The 18784-nt window shown below is 50.4% G+C and carries 17 protein-coding genes; 12 read left to right on the forward strand and 5 right to left on the reverse strand.

What is annotated here, in order from left to right; genetic code table 11:
• Nucleotides 1-14: 14 nt before the first annotated feature.
• From EKM96_RS01045 to EKM96_RS01055, 3 genes are all read left to right on the forward strand, one after another.
• Nucleotides 15-476 (forward strand): MarR family winged helix-turn-helix transcriptional regulator, encoded by a 462-nt coding sequence (locus EKM96_RS01045; protein WP_125638511.1) that lies wholly within the window; start codon nt 15-17, stop codon nt 474-476.
• Complete coding sequence (locus tag EKM96_RS01050; RefSeq protein WP_125638514.1) at nt 457-1845, forward strand: DHA2 family efflux MFS transporter permease subunit; 1389 nt, start codon at nt 457-459, stop codon at nt 1843-1845. Before EKM96_RS01045 ends, EKM96_RS01050 begins: the two co-directional genes overlap by 20 nt.
• Before the next feature lie 144 nt (nt 1846-1989).
• Entirely contained in the window at nt 1990-2406 is a 417-nt protein-coding gene (locus tag EKM96_RS01055) for a hypothetical protein (protein ID WP_125638517.1), read from the forward strand.
• A gap of 458 nt (nt 2407-2864) precedes the next feature.
• Here EKM96_RS01055 and EKM96_RS01060 read toward each other — a convergent pair whose 3' ends face one another.
• The 3 genes from EKM96_RS01060 to EKM96_RS01070 form a co-directional block, all read right to left on the reverse strand.
• Nucleotides 2865-3113 carry a hypothetical protein gene (locus EKM96_RS01060; RefSeq protein ID WP_125638520.1) on the reverse strand — a complete coding sequence of 83 codons (249 nt, stop codon included), beginning with the start codon at nt 3111-3113 and terminating at the stop codon, nt 2865-2867.
• Nucleotides 3114-3203: 90 nt separating this feature from the next.
• On the reverse strand, nt 3204-4577 hold the full coding sequence (locus EKM96_RS01065; protein ID WP_125638523.1) for a sensor histidine kinase: 1374 nt from the start codon (nt 4575-4577) through the stop codon (nt 3204-3206).
• Nucleotides 4567-5268, reverse strand: a complete 702-nt coding sequence (locus EKM96_RS01070) for a response regulator transcription factor (RefSeq protein WP_125638525.1) — start codon at nt 5266-5268, stop codon at nt 4567-4569. The genes EKM96_RS01065 and EKM96_RS01070 overlap by 11 nt, the downstream gene beginning before the upstream one ends.
• A 189-nt stretch (nt 5269-5457) precedes the next feature.
• On the opposite strand from EKM96_RS01070, the gene EKM96_RS01075 reads away from it, so the two are divergent.
• The gene (locus EKM96_RS01075) at nt 5458-5769 is read left to right on the forward strand and encodes a hypothetical protein (RefSeq protein WP_125638528.1); all 312 of its coding nucleotides are present in this window, start codon (nt 5458-5460) and stop codon (nt 5767-5769) included.
• A gap of 168 nt (nt 5770-5937) precedes the next feature.
• Nucleotides 5938-7572: a malolactic enzyme gene (locus EKM96_RS01080; protein WP_125638531.1), complete on the forward strand. Its 1635-nt coding sequence runs from the start codon at nt 5938-5940 to the stop codon at nt 7570-7572.
• Between the two features lie 55 nt (nt 7573-7627).
• Here EKM96_RS01080 and EKM96_RS01085 read toward each other — a convergent pair whose 3' ends face one another.
• Nucleotides 7628-8278: an SDR family oxidoreductase gene (locus EKM96_RS01085; RefSeq protein WP_125638534.1), complete on the reverse strand. Its 651-nt coding sequence runs from the start codon at nt 8276-8278 to the stop codon at nt 7628-7630.
• A gap of 332 nt (nt 8279-8610) precedes the next feature.
• On the opposite strand from EKM96_RS01085, the gene EKM96_RS01090 reads away from it, so the two are divergent.
• From EKM96_RS01090 to EKM96_RS01110, 5 genes are all read left to right on the forward strand, one after another.
• On the forward strand, nt 8611-9816 hold the full coding sequence (locus tag EKM96_RS01090; protein ID WP_125638537.1) for an NAD(P)/FAD-dependent oxidoreductase: 1206 nt from the start codon (nt 8611-8613) through the stop codon (nt 9814-9816).
• Between the two features lie 185 nt (nt 9817-10001).
• The gene (locus EKM96_RS01095) at nt 10002-10526 is read left to right on the forward strand and encodes a methylated-DNA--[protein]-cysteine S-methyltransferase (protein ID WP_125638540.1); all 525 of its coding nucleotides are present in this window, start codon (nt 10002-10004) and stop codon (nt 10524-10526) included.
• Between the two features lie 295 nt (nt 10527-10821).
• Complete coding sequence (locus tag EKM96_RS01100; RefSeq protein WP_125638543.1) at nt 10822-11388, forward strand: TetR/AcrR family transcriptional regulator; 567 nt, start codon at nt 10822-10824, stop codon at nt 11386-11388.
• Between the two features lie 251 nt (nt 11389-11639).
• Nucleotides 11640-13058, forward strand: coding sequence for an NAD-dependent succinate-semialdehyde dehydrogenase (locus EKM96_RS01105; RefSeq protein ID WP_125638546.1), 1419 nt, complete (start codon nt 11640-11642; stop codon nt 13056-13058).
• A gap of 149 nt (nt 13059-13207) precedes the next feature.
• Complete coding sequence (locus EKM96_RS01110; RefSeq protein WP_125638549.1) at nt 13208-13957, forward strand: glucose 1-dehydrogenase; 750 nt, start codon at nt 13208-13210, stop codon at nt 13955-13957.
• 374 nt (nt 13958-14331) lie between these two features.
• Here the strand turns inward: EKM96_RS01110 and EKM96_RS01115 are convergent, their stop codons facing one another.
• Entirely contained in the window at nt 14332-15708 is a 1377-nt protein-coding gene (locus EKM96_RS01115; RefSeq protein WP_125638552.1) for an Nramp family divalent metal transporter, read from the reverse strand.
• 586 nt (nt 15709-16294) lie between these two features.
• On the opposite strand from EKM96_RS01115, the gene EKM96_RS01120 reads away from it, so the two are divergent.
• Nucleotides 16295-17149, forward strand: coding sequence for a DegV family protein (locus EKM96_RS01120; protein ID WP_125638554.1), 855 nt, complete (start codon nt 16295-16297; stop codon nt 17147-17149).
• A gap of 749 nt (nt 17150-17898) precedes the next feature.
• Nucleotides 17899-18534, forward strand: coding sequence for a VTT domain-containing protein (locus EKM96_RS01125; RefSeq protein ID WP_164510949.1), 636 nt, complete (start codon nt 17899-17901; stop codon nt 18532-18534).
• Nucleotides 18535-18784: the final 250 nt, after the last annotated feature.

Consider the following 18784-nt stretch of genomic DNA (forward strand, 5'->3'; position numbering starts at 1 on the left):
AAGGAGGCGGTCGTATGACGACCCGACGATTAGGTGCTTGGCTTCGAGATGCCGAGCATCAGATGAATCTTGAAATGAATGAATTTGCTCGGCCCTTTGGCCTGACGGGCATGCAACTCTCCGTGATTGATTATCTCAATCACCAGGGTGACGCGGTGACCTATCAGGTCGATGTTGAACGGGAATTTCACGTTCAACGGTCGACCGCATCGCTCTTGATTAAACGAATGGTGGAACGCGACCTGGTGACCCGCGTCGTGGCCGCTAGTGATAGTCGGAAGCGGCAGTTGCAGCTGACGGCCAAGGGCCAACAGTTGGTGCCTGTGGTGACGCAACATTTGAGTCAACAGGATGCCAAGATGGTGGCGGCGTTGTCGCAGGAGGAAGCGGCAGCGTTCCGAACCGCGTTGCAGACCATTGCCCGCTGGGAATTTTCAACCGAACAGGAGGATGAGCATGGCAACAGAAAAGATTAGTCCACGAGTAGTCGGAGCGGTCCTAGCGACTGGGTTGATGTCACTAAGTGGCGTGATCGTGGAGACGGCCATGAACATTACCTTTCCAACCCTGATGCGACAGTTCCATGTGACCACGGGGACGGTGCAGTGGATGACGACCCTGTACCTGTTGATTGTGGCCTGCATCGTGCCGGTGTCATCTTACCTAAAGCGGCGGTTTCGTTTGCGGCAATTGTTTGTGGTCGCCAACCTGTTATTCATTGTGGGCCTGGCGGTAGATGCCTGTGCGACGAGCTTCCCTTGGTTACTTGCCGGGCGAGCCATCCAGGGATTTGGGACCGGGATTGCATTGCCTTTGATGTTTAATATTATTCTGGAACAGGTCCCACTGAGTCGGATTGGGATGATGACGGGAATTGGCACGCTAATCACCGCCGTGGGACCGGCAATCGGACCAACCTATGGCGGTATCCTGGTGACGCATCTGAACTGGCGCTATATCTTCTGGATCCTCTTGCCATTTCTGGTTATTTCCTTCTTCGTTGGGGTGCTGACCATTAAGCAGGTGGCGCCAACGACTAAGGAACGATTTGATTGGTTGAGTATGCTGGAAGTTGTCGTGACTTTTACCGGGCTCATCTTTGGATTTAGCTCGCTCAGTGACCAACCCTTGCTAAGTTGGTCGGTTGGTGGGTCGATTATCATTGGACTCTTAGGACTGCTGGCCTTTGTCCACCGTTCCCAGCATGAGAGTCAGCCGCTAATTCACTTGGCGGCCGTCAAGAATCGGCCATTCGCCTGGCATCTCAGTGCCTTCTTCCTCATGCAGATCACGGCGCTGGGACTCTCGTTTGTCCTGCCAAATTACCTGCAGTTGGTCAACCAACAGACGGCCTTCACCGCGGGATTAGTGGTGCTGCCGGGTGCCTTAATTGGCGCCGCGTTTTCACCAATTGGTGGGCAAATTCTTGACCGATTTGGCGCGAAGAAGCCGATTGCCTTGGGCCTTTCGCTGGTTGTCGTGATGTTACTGATCATGGCCACATTCGCCCGTAGTCTATCGGTCGTTGCCATCCTGGGCCTGTATCTTGGTTACATGGTGGGCGTGGGCTTAGCCTTTGGGAACATTATGACGGCGGGGTTGAAATACCTGAGTGCTGACTTGAAGGCGGATGGCAATGCCTTGATGAATGCAATGCAACAATTTGCCGGTGCGATGGGGACGGCCATTGTTTCCGCGATTGTCGCCACCAGTCAGGCTGGCCATGTCGGGAGCACCATGACGAAGACGGCTGTCGGCTCGCAGTGGGCCCTGGTGGTCTTGCTGATAGCCGGTACCTTCTCGCTGCTGGCCATGTTGTCGGCTTGGCACAGCGACCGGCGTTAATCAAAATTTAAATGACGCGATGTGACCGCGTTGGTAGCGCTACTATCCTAACTATGGGAGGTGGCGTTATTTTTATTTAAGGTTAAACATGGTAAACTTCAGCTCCAAATAAGGCGACAGGCCGATGAAAGCGAGGCGATTCGCATGAAATTTGACTGGCGGTATGCATTTCATTCATTTTGGCTTTTAATGGCGGCAACGGTACTCTTGAGTACGGTTGCCGTGACCGAACATCATGCGCTCCGAGTGGCACTCTGCATCGTGCTCGCTTTCGGCGTAATCGATCTGCTGTGGACCTGGGAATATCCTTACTTTAGTCGTTTTAGCCGGCAAGGGTCCTCGGCACTCATTAACCTAGCATTATTCGTTATGGTGGCCTTCGTGGCGGTTAAGATTGGTCGTGGTTGGACTCCTAAGGAATGGGGCTTATTGAGTTTCAGTTTGGCTAGCATTGCCGGCACCATTGATGGTTACCTGGCGCGACCAACGAAGATTCAACTGATGCAAACTCGGCAACAACTTCGTAAGAAGGCCGAAATTTTACGGAACTCATTACGATGAGGCTGATCACGGTGATCCAACGACCGTGAATTCAGGACTTATCGGGAAGCCAGGGATATGTCCCTGGCTTCTTTTTTGTGCAACCGACAAGGCTACTCGACCTGGAATCACAAGATCTCAATCTCTTAGAAATGCTGAATCAGCTGGTAAATTAAGTCGTAGAAGCAAGCCATTTGGCAACCGTGAGTCTGTTCACAGTTGCTGTTTTTTTTGTTGCCAGAGCCGTAGGGGGTCAGGGACAGAGCCTGTGAAGGTGGTCTTAGAAGGGTGGGTTGACCGTTCTTAGACCACGGGCCGAGCTTGGGGACTCGGGTTGTGAGGCGCCAAGTCGCCATCGCAGACCGCACTTTGGCTGGGATGGTTGCCCCACAGGCTCTGTCCCTGACCACCGTAGGCGGTCTTTCTCAAATAAAAAGGTACCGCGGCACGAGGCCAGCGGTACCGGATTAATGGTTTAGTTAAACGGCCGAGTAGGTCCAGTCATAGGAGAGTAGTTGGTGAAACTTCTCTCCTATGGGGATCCACAGCTTGGCCTTAGCAATGTTAGCGATGGATTCCCAGAACAGGGGGTCCTGACGTTCCTGGTCGCTCAGGTTAATGTTGACGTAACTCCCTGCTTCCGTTTTGGCGATTACGTAGGGATAGAACACCTTGGTAATTTGGGCGGGAGTGATACTTGTAATTTGCGGGTTGTCATCAATCAGCATACGAACGCTTCCTTTCAATTTATAAACCCAGTATACCGGGGAAAGGTCGCGTGCGTCCTTGATTTCAGTTAAGGATTTCCTGAGAATTTCTTATTTTTCCGTAGCGTCGGTCACGACCCGATTGAGGGTCAAGGTGAACTGACTCCCTTGGGGATCGTTACCGCTAACCGTCACTTGACCGTGGTTCAGGCGGGCCAGTTGCGACACGATGGCTAACCCGAGGCCACTGCCTTCGATCTGATTAGACCGTGAGGCATCGACCCGATAGAAGCGATCGAAGATGTGTGCCCGATCGGCTTCGGCGATGCCTTCACCCTGGTCGGCAACGGTGAGCGTCACCGTCTGTGGGGCCACGTGAACACGGACAATGATGGGCGCGGTTGTTGGCGAATACTTGTGGGCATTATCCAATAAGGCGGTTAGAATTTGGTGGATCATATCCTGATTGCCCTGGACCATGGCGACAGATGTGGGCGCCACGAACGTGATGGGTTGCTTAACCAGTGGTTGATAGTGTTCAACGACACCTTGAGCCAGGAGACCTAGGTCTAAGGGCTCCAGGGTGACCTCGGCCCGATCGGCACGCGACAGGTGGAGGAGATTCTCGATAAGGTGCTGCATCCGTAGGGACTCCTGGTCGATAAAACCAAGCGATTCGGGGATGATCTCTGGATGTTGGTCGCCCCGCCGTTCAATCAACTTGATATTGCCACGAATCGTGGCGATGGGCGTTCGTAACTCATGTGAGGCATCGGAAATAAATTGACGTTCCCGTTGTAACCGACCATTTTGGGCCGCCAAAAGTTGGTTAAAGTCCTTGGCCAACTGAGAAATTTCGACCGGCTCCGTGGGCTCGGGCAATTCCGTTTGGGTGCTTTCGGGATTCGCTGCCGCCTGCTGCGCTGCCCTGGCTAATTGTAGTGTGGGGTCGCTGAGCCGGCGGGCGAGTCGGCGAACGAAGAACAAGCCAATCAAGAGACTCAGGCCGATCGCAATAATGAGAACGGACACGAGGACGTGGAGATTGCCGACCAGGACCTTCATCCCAATGAAAAGAAAGTAGGTTCGCGACCCCGTATGAATCGTTTCGGAGAAGTAGAGGCCCCAGTGTTTGATGTAGACTAAGTGGGTGAAGGGCACGGACCAGGTGTTGGCGGCGGTGAATTTTCCCGCGTGAGGTAATAGGGAGGTGATGGTACCGTCGCTGTTCTTAATCATGGCGAAGGTGTTGTGTGAGTTCAGGCCACTACTCTGGTTCACCGTCAGCCATTCCTTGAAGTTACTGACCTGAGTCGTTTCCAGACTGGCGCTCAGGCGCTGGGCTTGATCCTGCGCCCGAAGGATCTGATCGACCGTCAGCGTTATCGTGACGGTTAAGACAATGATGAGGCCAATCGCGACCAGGAGACTGGTGAACGATTGGCGAATAATGGTCGCATAGGACCGTGGGGCTTTAGTGTTCATCCGCATCAGCTTCCTTTAGGCTATAGCCGACCCCCCGAATGGTGTGGAAGAGGTGGGGGGCATCGTCAGTGTCAATTTTGTTTCGTAAGTAACCAATATAGACGTCGACCACGTTTTGTTGGCCTAAGAAGTCGACGCCCCAGACGTTATCGAGCAATTCATCGCGGGTGAAGACCTGTCCGGGATGTTGCATTAAGAATAGAAGCAGATCGTATTCTCGTTGGGTGAGTTGGAGACTGCGTTCACCGCGGGTCACCTGACGCGTTTTGGTAATGAGGGTGAGATCACTAATCCGGTAGGTCTGGTCCAGCCCACTCTGATGGGCGGTCCGCCGTTGGATGACCCGGATACGGGCGAGCAGTTCCTCAATTTCGAAGGGCTTCGTGATGTAGTCATCGGCCCCGTTGTCGAGGCCGGTGACCTTGTCGCCCAGATAGTCGCGGGCGGTCATCATGATGACGGGCAGGTCGTCGTGCTTACGAATTCGCCGGAGAACCTCCATGCCATCCATCTTAGGCAACATCCAGTCTAAGAGAACCAATAGGAGGTCATCTTGATTGGCCTGATAGGTTTCCCAGGCCGTCTCACCATCGGCAGCGGTGAGAACGTTGAAATCTTCAAAGGTTAATTCCTTGGCAACGTAGCTAGCCAGACCAGTCTCATCTTCGACTAGTAATATGGTGTTTTTCATCGTTAATTATGGCTCCTTATCTATGCGTGACGGGGTTTATAGGCATCATACCATATCGCTTCTCTTCAAAACTAAGAAATTCACAGACGAAGTTTATTTTAGTTTCAAGATGGTTAAGGGTGGGGAATGGTATAACTAGACTATCGAAAGCGAAGAGCTAAAACAGATAAACGTTGAGGAGCGATTAAAATGATGAAAATTAAAAAAATGATGAGCAAATTGGTCTTAGGGGCCATGACGGTGACCACCTTATTAGCAACGTCCGCAGGGGCCTCCGCGGCAACGACGGCCACGGTGACGGCCACACCCGTCAACCCGGCGGTGACCGCAACAGTTAAGCTAAAGGCCCAGCCGGTTGGCGAACTTCAACCAACGAAGATTCACTTGAAGCGGGTCACGACCAAACAAATTTCTAGTGAAGTTCAAACCAACATTGACGCCAGCGCATTAAGCCTGGATCAGAAGCACCAGACGAGCCAACTCACCAGTCAACTGAAGTAATCTGCTTCAGGACAACCAACCAGAATAGAAGCTAACTGACCAGCAGCGGCGGGACCGTTGCTGATTTTTTAGTTGGCCGACTTTTTAATGAGCTATTGCCGATCGTTGGTCTATACTGGATGAGTAGTGTTACCAGAAATAGCCAAGCCTTGGCGAAAGGAGTTTGTTATGAAAGTAGGAATCGACCGTTTGAACGACCCCTTCTTAAATAAAGGGACGGCATTTACCACTGCCGAACGTGAGCAATTTAAATTGACGGGGCTTTTACCCCCGCGAATGCAGACGCTGACACAACAGATTCATCGGATGTATGACCAGGTAGAACGTCAGAGTGACGACCTGGCTAAACGCCAATTTCTCATGAATTTGTTTAACACCAATCGCGTTTTGTTTTTTGCCCTCTTTGCGGACCACGTTGAGGAGTTCATGCCCATCGTCTATGATCCCACGATTGCGGAGTCTATCGAACACTATAGTGACCTGTATCTGAATCCACAGAACGCGGCCTTCCTGTCGATTGACGATGATCCGAAGACCTTCCAGTCGACCCTGGAACGAGCCGCCGACGGTCGAGAGATTAAGTTGGTCGTGGTTACCGACGCCGAAGGAATCCTAGGCATCGGTGATTGGGGCACCAACGGGGTTGATATCGCCATTGGTAAATTGATGGTTTATACGGCCGCAGCGGGAATCGATCCACGCCAGGTGCTTCCCGTCATGTTAGATGCCGGGACCAACAATGCCGCCCTCCTGAAGGATGCCCATTACTTGGGCAATCAACACGCTCGGGTTGAGGGCGATCGGTATGCAAAGTTTGTAGATGACTTTGTGACGGCGGCCACAACGGCCTTTCCCGACTTGTATTTACACTGGGAAGACTTTGGTCGGGGCCACGCGGCTAAGATTCTCCAACGGTATCAGGGCCGTTTGGCAACGTTTAATGATGATATTCAAGGAACGGGGATTATTTCTTTGGCGGCCATCCTCGGGGCGCTGAACATATCTGGTCAAAAGCTGACCGAACAGACCTATCTGACCTTTGGTGCAGGGAGCGCTGGGGCCGGTATTGCTCATCAGATCTTTGCGGCAATGGTGACCGCCGGACTATCGCCGGATGAGGCGCGGCAACACTTTTACATGGTTGATAAGCAGGGGTTATTGTTCGATGACATGCCCGACCTGACGCCGGAACAGCGGCCATTTGCCCGGAGACGTGCCGAGTTTGCTAACGCAGCAGCCTTAACGTCATTGGCGGCAGTCGTGGCAACGATTCATCCGACCATTATGGTGGGAACCTCCACGCAACCCGGCACCTTTACGGAGGCCATCGTTCGGGACATGGCGGCGCATACCCCCCGGCCCATTATTTTACCGTTGTCGAATCCAACCAAGCTGGCGGAAGCGACGGCGGAGGACCTCTTGAAATGGACGGACGGTCGGGCATTGGTGGCAACCGGGGTGCCATCCGCACCGATCAAGGTGAATGGGGTGACCTACCAGATTGGTCAAGCTAACAATGCGTTGGTGTACCCAGGATTAGGTCTGGGCGTGCTGGCCGTGGCCGCCAATCGGCTAGATGAACCCATGATTTCCGCGGCCGCCCATTCCTTAGGTGGTTTAGTGGATGTTCATCAGGCGGGTGCGGCGGTGCTGCCTCCCGTTGACCAGTTGAGTCACTTCAGTCGGACGGTGGCAACTGCCGTGGCTCAGAGTGCCCTGGATCGCGGGCTGGCGACCAAAGCCGTTAGTGATGCCAAGGCGGCCGTGCGCGCTGCGCAGTGGCAACCGGTTTACGATGATTAAGATCAAAAAAGCCTCTGCTGACCAATGGTCGGCGGAGGCTTTTGTCATGATGGGCTTAGTTAAGGTCGACAGCCGTCTTAATTGGCGTGTCGCCGTTAACAATTGAGATAACCTTAGGTAACTTTGCGGCGGGGTCAAGAACGGCCACGACCGTGGCCGCAACATCGGCACGGGTAATTTCCTTGGATGAACTCTCGGATGGATCGAGGGTAATCTTGCCGGTGGCGTCGGCGTCGGTTAGAATGCCTGGCCGAACAATCGTGTAGTCCAAGTTGGTTCGGTGTTGTAACCATTGGTCGGCATAGTATTTAGCGACATAGTAAGGCCGAATACCAGATTTTTGCCAGAATGACCGATCGTCGGTGCCAATGGCACTCACCAGAACGAATCGCTTAATCCCAACCTTTTCGGCGGCAATCATGGTCTTGATGGCCCCGTCGAGGTCGATATTTAAGGTCATGTCATCACCAGTGTTGCCACCAGATCCGGCAGTGAAGATGATGCGGTCGATACCAGCCATGTCGGCCGCTAGTTCCTCGACAGAGCCCATGAGATCGACGGTGCGGGCTTCACCACCGAGTGACTTCATGGTGGCTGCTTGAGCGTCGTTACGAACACTCCCATAGACCGTTTCACCCGTTGCTGCCAAGTCCTTAACGATGAATTGACCCACACGACCGTGGGCGCCGATAACTAATGTCGTCATTAAAAATCCTCCTATTCATAACTCAATTTACTATCTCTTACCATAATCTTTTTAATAAGAAAAATCAGTGATCACGACTTGACGGTGACTGTCCGGATGAGCGTGAAAACCTGATTAAACTCCTGAGACGATCAGTTAAAAAAGCGGTTTCTTAAAACTGGCTTTTCGGGTGATAAGCTTTATAATGAAGATAAATCTTCCCTACGGTTAGTTCTTTAAGCGCTCGTTCCTTTGGGGGGAGTGGGAGTTAGTGGCTAAGCAGTGCGATTAGTCAGAATGACATGAAGATAACTACTCGGGGAGAACTTCAAGAGAAAAGGGGTCGTTAAATAATGGCAACGATTTTAGTTCTAGGTGGCGGTTACGCAGGGATGCGAGCTATCAAGTTCCTTCAACGCGAAGTTCCCAGCGAGGACCGGCTAATTTTAGTCGATAAGTCCGGGACCCATGCGGAAAAAACGAATTTACACGAAGTGGCGGCAGGGACGATTGCGCCCGGTCGGATTACCTACGAGATTAATGACGTGATCGGTCGTCGGGTTGAATTCATCCAAGACGCGGTGACTAATGTGGATGTGGACCAAAAGCAAGTCACGTTAGCTAACCATGACCCATTGACCTATGATTACCTGATTGTGGCGTTGGGTTTCCAATCCGAAACCTTTGGCTTAAAGGGTGCGACTGAAAATGCCCTACCAATGGATGACTTGGAAACCTCCGAAGCCGTGTACCGGCATATCGAAGACAAGATCAAGGGGTATGCGGACTCCAAGGATGATCGGGATCTGACGATTGCCGTGTGTGGTGCGGGCTTCACTGGGATCGAACTCCTGGGCGAATTGACCCAATCGATGCCGAAGCTTCAAGCCAAGTATAATACGCCCGCAATCAAGCTGGTTTGTTTGGAACGGGCAACCACCATTTTGCCAATGTTTCATGACAAGACCTTGGCGGACTACACGATGCGGTTCATGGCCAAGCACGATGTTGAAATGAAGTTAGGGTCCAACATTGCTGAAATCAAGCCGGGTGCCGTGGTCTACACCGACAGTGATGACGCTGAACACGAAGTAGCGGCGAACACCATCGTTTGGACGGTTGGGGTCAGCGGATCCCAAGTTATGGCGGATTCTGGGTTTGATCAACGCCGTAACCGGGTGGTTGTGAAGGATGATTTATCCCTGGAAGGCCACCCAGAGGTCTATATCATTGGGGATGTCTCCGCGGTGATGGATCCCGACAGCGGTCGGCCATACCCAACGACGGCCCAAATTGCTTTAGCCAGTGGAACCACCGCGGCTAAGAACATTGGCCTGGCCATTCGGGGTCGAGACACGAAGCCATTTGTTTACAAGGCTTTGGGAACCGTGGCATCGTTGAGTGATCGTGATGGGGTTGGGGAAGTCTTTAGCACCAACCGTCCGGTCCGGGGGTACATGGCCTCGGCCTTGAAGAAGGTTATTACCGACCGATCCTTACTTGAAAGTGCCAAGGTTAGCACGTTGTTAGCCAAAGGACGCTTCGACTTGTATCACTAAAATCGTTGCGACAATGGCCCGATCCACCTCACGGCCGGCGTCGTTTCTGGTGAACAGGGGAATCACAATAACTAAACCTTTGAAAACCAGCGAATAAAATAGGTGAAATCCATGAAAACGCGGGAGCGACAAGTGATCCCGTGTTTTTTTTATGGTAGAATAACTGATAAAAGGGATGAGCGCAGATGTTAAAGAAGGATCTCTCGACACCGTTGGGCCCTGTCACGGTCATGACAGATGGCCGAGCCATCACGGGCTTGTGGTTTACCGATCAACAGCACTATGGGAGTACCTTGCCACGCCTGACGTTGGTCGGGGACAGTCCACTGTTTAAGGAAACGCAAACCTGGTTGAATCAGTATTTCGCAGGCGACCAACCGGCAATGACCCTACCCGTGCGGCCGGAAGGGACCACCTTTCGCCAAACAGTCTGGCAGGTGTTACAGAGTATCCCATACGGACAGGTTAGGACCTATGGCGAAGTTGCCCAAGTGGTTAGTGATCAGGTTGGTCACGACGTCGGTGCTCGGTCGATTGGTGGGGCAGTTGGCAACAATCCCATTAGCTTGTTGATTCCGTGTCACCGGGTTGTGGCCGGCACCGGCGATTTAACTGGCTATGCTGGCGGGCTGGACCGAAAGCGATCGTTGCTGGAACTGGAGGGGCAGCTCAAATCTGGTCAGGTACGGGTTGAACGAGTAACGGACTAGACCCTTTTGAAAAAATTTTCATTTTCTGTCCTATTGTGCACAAAAGTATCGTACAATAGGACAGAGGTTATGCTATAATCAATGAAGTTGAAATACATAGTCCCATGATTGTTGATAGGCATAATAAGTATGAGTTAGTTGAAATTATTTGCCCTGGGGGGTTCCTTCTCACCAGAAGACGCGTATAATTTTAGCTAGCTTAGGCGATTTGTTAGGATTACTGACTTCCGGGGGGGACGTCAGCCAACGACAAATATTAATTTTTAATGGTGTGTGAATGATTGGAGGTATCACGATGGCTGCATCAGAAACTAAGGAGCGAATTGCGGAGGCCTTGGCTTCGTTGTTGAACCACAATACATTTGATAAGATCACGGTTCGGGAGATTGCGGATGAGGCGGAAGTCCACCGCAAAACGTTCTATTACTATTTCGCGGACAAGTACGAGCTGTTAGCGTTTGTGTATGAGCACTTCATCGTTGAAGCGCCCCGACATGAACAGCCGTTAACGCTGACCTTAGAGAATTGGCGGCCGGCAGTAATTCAGGTGCTTGAACGAATTGCCGATCACTCAAAAATATTCTTGAATGCTTACCCCTATGATGATGGGGTATGGCGTCGGACTATGAATGAATTTGTGGCTTCACGACTGTCAATCTTGTTGCATGCAATGCCGGAATACCGGTATTTAAAAGAAGATGTGATTGACACCTCAGCGGAGTTTATTGCTGCGGGTTCTCTGGGTATCATTAACAAGTGGGCGGACGGTAGTTTCACGGCCAGCCCACGAACGGTCTTAGACCAAATCACAACCGCTAACCGGTTGATGAATGGGATCCTTGATCGTTGGAAACTTAGTTAATTAAGAAATCTATCTGTGGTCATCGACGTTATTTGTCGGTGATTTTTTTGTGTCTAAACGAGCAAGACCAATTGGGACAAGGATCGCCAGCAACTTTCCCGGGAGTCGATCGGAAAGTATAAAATTCACAAACTTATTGAACTTTTTATCACAATCAAATTGCTGGCATTCCAGTTTTAGGACGGGTATAGTTGCGCTTGTAAGGGGTTACATTGTGAAATGGCAATGGCCCTAAAAGGAGGAAAATAGAAATGGCTTATCAAACAACCAATCCCTATACCAATGAAGTTGTCAAGACTTATGAAAATGCCACGCCTGAATATGTTGAAGCAAGTTTAGCAAAGGCGCAAAAACTCTATAAAGACTGGCGTAACGATCCAGTATCAACCCGGATTCCAGTCCTCCACAAGCTTGCACAAATTTTCCGTGATGAAACCGACAGTCTGGCAAAGGTTCTGACCACCGAAATGGGGAAGCTGTATGTCGAAGCCCAAGGCGAAGTCGTCCTGTGTGCCATGATTGCGGATTACTATGCTGACCATGCCGAAGAATTTCTGAAACCACGTCACATTGATTCCATTGCCGGCGATGCGCAACTCGAAAATCACCCACTGGGTGTGTTGATGGCCGTTGAACCTTGGAACTTCCCATACTACCAAATGATGCGGATCTTCGCGCCAAACTTTGCCGTTGGTGACCCAATCGTCTTCAAGCATGCGGCAATTACCCCAGGTTCTGCTGTGGCCTTTGAAGATGCCGTTAAGCGGGCCGGTGCGCCGGATGGTGCTTTGACCAATCTATTCTTATCTTACGACCAAGTGTCTGAAGTTGTGGCCGACAAGCGGGTTCAAGGAGTTGCCTTGACCGGTTCCGAACGCGGCGGTACCGCCGTTGCCGAAGTTGCCGGTAAATACTTGAAGAAGAGCACCATGGAACTTGGTGGGGTCGATGCCTTCATCGTCGCCCATGATGCCAACATGGCCGATGTGAATGCCATTGCCCCACGGGCCCGGCTGTACAATGCCGGCCAAGTCTGCACGTCATCGAAGCGGTTCATCGTGACGGCCAATCATTATGATGAATTCTTGGCTTCCCTGAAGGATGCCTTTGCCTCGGTTAAGCTGGGTGACCCAATGGATCCAAGCACGACGTTAGCCCCAATGAATTCCAAGAAGGCTAAGGACAAGTTGCAAGCTCAAGTTGATGAAGCGATTGCTGGCGGTGCCACGGCTTACTTTGTTCATGACGCCGTTGATAGCGATGGTCAATTCTTCCTGCCAACGATTCTGACCAATATCACCAAGGACAACCCGGCTTACGGGAAAGAAATGTTTGGCCCCGTTGCCCAAGTTTACAAGGTTGCTGACGATGACGAAGCCATTGAATTGGCTAACGATGCCGATTATGGCTTAGGTGGGATTGTCTTTGCCGGTAGCGCAGAATACGGTGCCGAATTGGCTTCCCGGATTGAAACGGGCATGGTTTACGTGAATACCTTCTTCAGTTCCTTACCTGAACTAGAATTTGGTGGGGTGAAGAAGTCTGGCTTTGGTCGTGAACTCGGTCAAAACGGGATTAGTAGCTTCGTGAACCAAGAATTGGTGGTAAAGCGTGACCATCCAAACGATGATGAAACGGGTGGCCTAATCCTGCCCCACAAATTTTCCTAAATCGTTAAAGAGTTAACCACAGAGAGTTCGGACAACCGTCCGGACTCTTTTTTGGTTTGAAGATTTTGGGGTTTAAATAAATTATTGTGGTTCACAAAGAAGGTGTGATATTCTGAACAAGAAGCAAAAGAAGAAAGGATGATTATAAAATGAGTGATCGTTTAAAGGGAAAAGTTGCCATCATTACCGGCGGGGTTGCCGGAATCGGTTTGGGGGTTGCTGAATGCTACGTGCGTGAAGGGGCCAAGGTGGTTTTGACCGCCAACCATAACGTGGATGGCGGCCATGCCGCCGTTGCCAAGTTCGGTGATGACGTCAGCCTGTTCGTTCAACAAGACGTTGCCAACGAAGACGATTGGAAGAAAGTTATTGATGCCACGATTGCCAAGTTTGGCAAGCTCGACATCTTGGTTAACAATGCCGGGATCGGTGGCGTTAACGGTGCCCTTGAAGATCTATCGTTAGAAGACTGGCAAAAGGTTATCGACATTAACCTGACCGCTAACTTCTTGGGTGAAAAGGCCGCGATCAACGCGATGAAGAAGACGAATGATGCTAAGGGTTCCATTGTCAACGTTTCCTCCGTTGCCGGCTTGGTTGGGTTGCCTATGGCCCCAGCTTACTCTGCCAGCAAGGGTGGGAGTCGCATGCTGACGCACGCCACGGCCTTGAGTCTGGCTTCACGTGGGATTGATATTCGGGTTAACTCCGTTCATCCAGGGTGGATTGACACGGCCATCATTCCCGAAGCGGCTCGCGAACAAATCGTGAAGACCATTCCAGTTGGCCACATGGGCGAACCTCATGATATCGGTGAAATCTGTGTCTACTTAGGTAGCGACGAATCCAAGTTCGCTAACGGGGCAGAATTCACGGTTGACGGTGGTCAACGCGCCTAGTAAGAGTGTCAGACAGGGCGGTTAGCCGGCGAATATTAACATCACTAGGAATTAATCCCGGGTTTGGATTAGTTTCCTAGTGGGGTTAAACGGAGCTGATTGCACGTTTCGACAGCGTTAAATCAAAAAGCTAAAGAGATTAAAATAGGCGGTGTGATCCCAAACAAGGGGAGCGCACCGCCTTTAATTAGCTCTTAAAAAAGTCAATCTGAGGCCATTGCCGCAAACAATACCGCCTCCCGATAACCCCCATGGGTATCCGGTATCTGCTGATGCAATCGACCTTCCATCTGAATATGCCGGTGACCAGATCGCCAGACTAACCGACAGCAAAATAAAAAGCCCGACCAAGCCGGCCGGGCCACTCATCATGTTTAGGTGAGATGCAACGTATTTAAGATTAGGTAGACGTTTAAGATAATTAGGATGATCGCAATAATCCAACCGAGGATTCGGGTCCAAGTCTTGTTAACGAACTCGCCCATGAGGTCCTTGCTACTGGTGAAGATCACCAGCGGAATCATCGCAAATGGTAACGCGATACTCAGGAAGACTTGCGAGAGGGTTAACAGGTTTTCAATCTTAGCTTCGTTACCATGGTAGATAACGGCGAAGATGATGACCGGGGTCACGGAAAGCAGACGTGTCAACAGCCGTTGTGCCCACAGGGGCATCTTCAGGTTGATGAAACCTTCCATGATGATTTGGCCAGCCAAGGTTCCCGTAATTGTTGAACTTTGACCGGATGCCAGCAGGGCAAGGGCAAAGAGCATACTGAGAATTGGACTGGCGATGGCGCCAACAATTTGGCTGTTACTTAAGGCGTTGAACAGGTCCACGAAGCGACCGAGGTCACTGTTCGTCCCAAAGAAGAGGGCGGCCCCTAAGATTAACAGCAAACTGTTAACGACGAAGGCTAGAGTTAATTGAATGTTTGAGTCGATCGTTGTGAAGCGAATCGCTTGAGAAACACTCTTGCGGTCCTTGCGGTCAAAGTTCCGTGTTTGAGAAATTGATGAACCCAGGTATAAGTCATGGGGCATAACCGTTGCCCCGACAATCCCAAGGGACAGGTAGAGCATCCCATGATTGGTCACCACGTGGCTTGAAGGCAAGTACCCCTTAAGGACTTCACCCATGTGTGGTTGCGCCAAGATAACTTCGTATAGGAAGACGAAGAGGATGACTGCGACCAACGTGGCCACGATAGCTTCAATTTTACGGAAGCCTAACTTCATGAGGACTAACAGAACCAGCACGTCGGCCGCCGTGATGAGAATCCCAACAATGAGTGGGAAACCGAATAATAGCTTCAACGCAATCCCGGAACCAATGATTTCGGCGATATCGGTGGCCATAATGGCGAGTTCGGTAATAATCCAGAGGACGATCCCGGTCTTCTTACCGGTTCGTTCCCGTGTCAATTGAGCCAGGTCCTTACCAGTCACAATCCCTAAGCGGGCGGACATGGCTTGTAGCAACATGGCAATCAGGCTTGAAATCAAGACGATGGTCAGCAGCGCGTACTTGTATTGAGCACCACCGGCGATAGACGTAATCCAATTACCAGGGTCCATATACCCGACGGCGATCAGGGCACCTGGCCCCGTGTATGCCATCAATGTTCGCCAGAAGCCGGCGCCTTGGGGAACTTCAACCGTTCCGTTGACTTCATTCAGGCTCTTTTGGTCGTTTCCGGTGGATTCTAACATATGGTGTTTGGACTTGTCGTTGGTTTCATGATTCTTCATAAAATCCCTCTTTTCTATTGGCTTAGAAATTCAGGTAGTCAGGTGACTTTCTGTCTTTCTGGTTCCAATCCCGTTAAACTAAAATGTTGCGAATAAGTGCAAAATTGAGAATGATTAACGGGATTAGAGACTACGATTCCAACCGTAAGTATAGGCCTCTGAGCCCCGATGTCAACCATCGGAGCCAATTGTTTCGGGCAGCCAAAACTATTTTTATATCTGCTTTTATTTCTAAATTAATCACCGGAAAGTGTCCCTGGATAAAGGCACTTTTAAGTGTTTCCGGTTTCATGGTTGATATAGGACTGTGTGTGAAAAAGTCAGCAAGGTAATCCGTTTTACTAGACGTTAGTGGCTGGTTATTTAAAAATAAGTTATCGTTAATATTTCAACGATAGAAAAAATTATTTTAAACCGGGTCGTCTCCTCGCCAATAATCGGTTAACGTCTTGGTTGGAATGCAAATCAGCCGCTCGGTTTGGCCTGTTACGGAACTGACCACAGAAGACCTAGTTTTCAAAACTAGGTAACTGAGTTATAATAACCTTTAAAGCGAAAGAACTCAGTAGAAATCGAGGTAATTCCTGTGCCAAGAGAAAAAATCGCAATTCTGGTGGACTCCTGCTCCGACGTTCCTGCCGAAGTGGTTGAAGCTGCCGATATGGCGTTAATGCCAATGAACGTTATTTTTAGGGATCGGGTCTATGAGGATCGGATTACCATTACACCAACGGAATTCTATGAACGCCAGGCCAAGGAATCGGCCACAACGGCCAGCCCAACGGGAAAAAGGATTGTCGATGCCTTAGATCAAATTGAACAATCGGGGTATACCCACGTGATTGCCATCTGCATTTCCGCCAAGCTGTCGGGAACCTATCAAGAGGCCCGACTTTTGGCGGAGGATTCGCCGTTAACGGTGCACGTGATTGACACGTGTAGTGTGGGAATTGGCAGTGGCTTTGCCGCCATTTATGCCGCACAGCTTAGGGCCGAGGGCAAGTCCTTCGACGATATTATCAAGGAGGTTGAACGGGTAACCGCGCAGACCAAAGTGTTCTTCTACGTCCCCTCATTGAAGTACTTGCAGGCTGGAGGACGGATTGGCAAGGTCGCGGGCATGGCGGGAACGCTACTGAACGTTAAGCCAATTATTTCTTGTGATCCTGAAGGGGTGTACTATCCGATTGCCAAGGTTCGGGGGGAAAAGCGGACACTAGCGAAGCTCTTACAATTGGTGGATGAGGCCATTGGGTCCGCCAAGCGGGTCAACGTGGCCGTTTGTGATGGTGTGAATCCAGACCTGCGGGCCGATGTCCTCAAACGACTGCAGGAGGCTCATCCGGGCGTCTTGCAGTGGTACTCCGGGGATGTTTCGCCTGCCTTGGGTGTGCATACCGGTCCTGGTTTGATTGGGGTCGGTGTCCAGGTCTTGGACTAGCTTCTTAGGGCAAAAAAAAGCCACGATGGCAAGGCTATCGCGGCTTGAGGGGGGATACGAGCAGGAATAGAAACTTTGGGGGAGTGCTAATGGCTGCTCGTAAATAGTAGAGTAATAAGAACTTGGTGTAGATGCGCTAGCAACACTCGTTGTTACTAACTTGACTGTAGTGTAACGCCTGTCTTCATGAGGTGCAATCGATTGGTTTCACAAATTTAATAATAACGAATTCGGTTGATTGACGACTCTTCGTGGCCCCTTGTATGGGTTATGAATGGACCAATCAATCGATTTTTTTATAACGGGAAAGTGTTCACAAACCGATACTAAAGCGCCGGCCTGCTTGATTCATAGCCAATTGAAATTGTGAAAAATACTAGCCAACTTAAAATTTAATCGGCAGTCCCCTGGAATCCACGTATAATGGAAGCTAATCAACAGAATTGATGGTCACCGGCGACACTTTTTTAAATCTGAGAGATCGAGTCCAACGAATGATTAGGGGGATTCATGATCACTTTATAAATCAGTTAAAGCGAGCAATGATCGCAAATTCAGTCAATTAACACTTAAAAAATGAGAATTTCACCTGTTTATCGTTTATACTAGACGCAATTGGAAAAGCGCCGTTAATCACCAGTTTAGGCCCGTTACGGGTTGACGTAAATGGGGTGAGGGTGGCCTAAATAATATGAATAAGCAATGGTTAATGGTCACACATACTTTAACCAGAAAAGGGGGCGACCAACTTGGGACTCGTAACATTTTTTAGTAATGTGATTTGGCATCCGCTGGATTTGTTAGTCAGCTTAACCAATCAACTCGGCGCAGGCACGTACTGGGTCCTGTTTTTCCTAGTTTTCTTGGAGTCTGGAATGTTGATTTTTTCCTTTATACCTGGGCAATCCTTACTATTTATGGGGGGATCGATTGCGGCCAGTCCGCACTCTGTTCTGAATATCTGGGGCCTGATTCTAATGTTTACCGTGGCAGCAACAGCAGGGTCTGCGGTGAAGTATTGGACCTCAGTGCGATGGCAGAGTGTGCAAGACCGGTTGATCCGGCGTCTGCCCGATCAGAAGGTCGCGGAGGCCAATGCTGTCTTCAAAAAAAATCAGAAAGAAACGCTGATATTCGGTCGTTTTATCCCGTTTGTTGGGTTATTTCTACCTGTTTTGGCGGGCTCTACCGATATGGGATGGCGCCAGTTTCGCCTAGAGAATCTGTTGGGGAGCCTGGTCTGGGTTGTGAGTTGTTGTGCTGTGGGGTTCTTTTTTGGCAATTCCCCATTTATTCGGGCTAACTTCACCTGGTTGTTCCTGGCCATTCTGGTGTTACCGGTGGCGGCGCGACAGATTTGGACCGTTATTCGAAAAAAAGGGTAAAGAAAGGCCCTGAGCAACATGCGGATTGCTCAGGACCATTATTAGGAATCTGTTAATAAATCACTTGTTTTGGGGGGGAGTGCATCTATAGACAGTGATTCCTATCATCTATCACAGTGCTTTAAGGTCAGAACGTATCACGAACTAACTGAGGATAATAATAGTCAGAACCTCGCTAGCCTGCAAGCGAAATGTGACGGAATCGAAGAAGTGGCTAAAGAATATTCGTGGGCACTGTGGCGAGCTGGTT

This window comes from Levilactobacillus tangyuanensis (genome assembly GCF_003946545.1).
Classification (GTDB): domain Bacteria; phylum Bacillota; class Bacilli; order Lactobacillales; family Lactobacillaceae; genus Levilactobacillus; species Levilactobacillus tangyuanensis.

Bases quoted from the DNA above. Each gene is read 5' to 3' on its own strand.
- EKM96_RS01090 (WP_125638537.1), top strand. From the start codon at position 8,611: ATGGCAACGATTTTAGTTCTAGGTGGCGGTTACGCAGGGATGCGAGCT.
- EKM96_RS01105 (WP_125638546.1), top strand. From the start codon at position 11,640: ATGGCTTATCAAACAACCAATCCCTATACCAATGAAGTTGTCAAGACT.
- EKM96_RS01045 (WP_125638511.1), top strand. From the start codon at position 15: ATGACGACCCGACGATTAGGTGCTTGGCTTCGAGATGCCGAGCATCAG.
- EKM96_RS01110 (WP_125638549.1), top strand. From the start codon at position 13,208: ATGAGTGATCGTTTAAAGGGAAAAGTTGCCATCATTACCGGCGGGGTT.
- EKM96_RS01115 (WP_125638552.1), bottom strand. From the start codon at position 15,708: ATGAAGAATCATGAAACCAACGACAAGTCCAAACACCATATGTTAGAA.
- EKM96_RS01060 (WP_125638520.1), bottom strand. From the start codon at position 3,113: ATGCTGATTGATGACAACCCGCAAATTACAAGTATCACTCCCGCCCAA.
- EKM96_RS01075 (WP_125638528.1), top strand. From the start codon at position 5,458: ATGATGAAAATTAAAAAAATGATGAGCAAATTGGTCTTAGGGGCCATG.
- EKM96_RS01080 (WP_125638531.1), top strand. From the start codon at position 5,938: ATGAAAGTAGGAATCGACCGTTTGAACGACCCCTTCTTAAATAAAGGG.
- EKM96_RS01050 (WP_125638514.1), top strand. From the start codon at position 457: ATGGCAACAGAAAAGATTAGTCCACGAGTAGTCGGAGCGGTCCTAGCG.
- EKM96_RS01065 (WP_125638523.1), bottom strand. From the start codon at position 4,577: ATGAACACTAAAGCCCCACGGTCCTATGCGACCATTATTCGCCAATCG.
- EKM96_RS01085 (WP_125638534.1), bottom strand. From the start codon at position 8,278: ATGACGACATTAGTTATCGGCGCCCACGGTCGTGTGGGTCAATTCATC.
- EKM96_RS01095 (WP_125638540.1), top strand. From the start codon at position 10,002: ATGTTAAAGAAGGATCTCTCGACACCGTTGGGCCCTGTCACGGTCATG.
- EKM96_RS01070 (WP_125638525.1), bottom strand. From the start codon at position 5,268: ATGAAAAACACCATATTACTAGTCGAAGATGAGACTGGTCTGGCTAGC.
- EKM96_RS01100 (WP_125638543.1), top strand. From the start codon at position 10,822: ATGGCTGCATCAGAAACTAAGGAGCGAATTGCGGAGGCCTTGGCTTCG.
- EKM96_RS01055 (WP_125638517.1), top strand. From the start codon at position 1,990: ATGAAATTTGACTGGCGGTATGCATTTCATTCATTTTGGCTTTTAATG.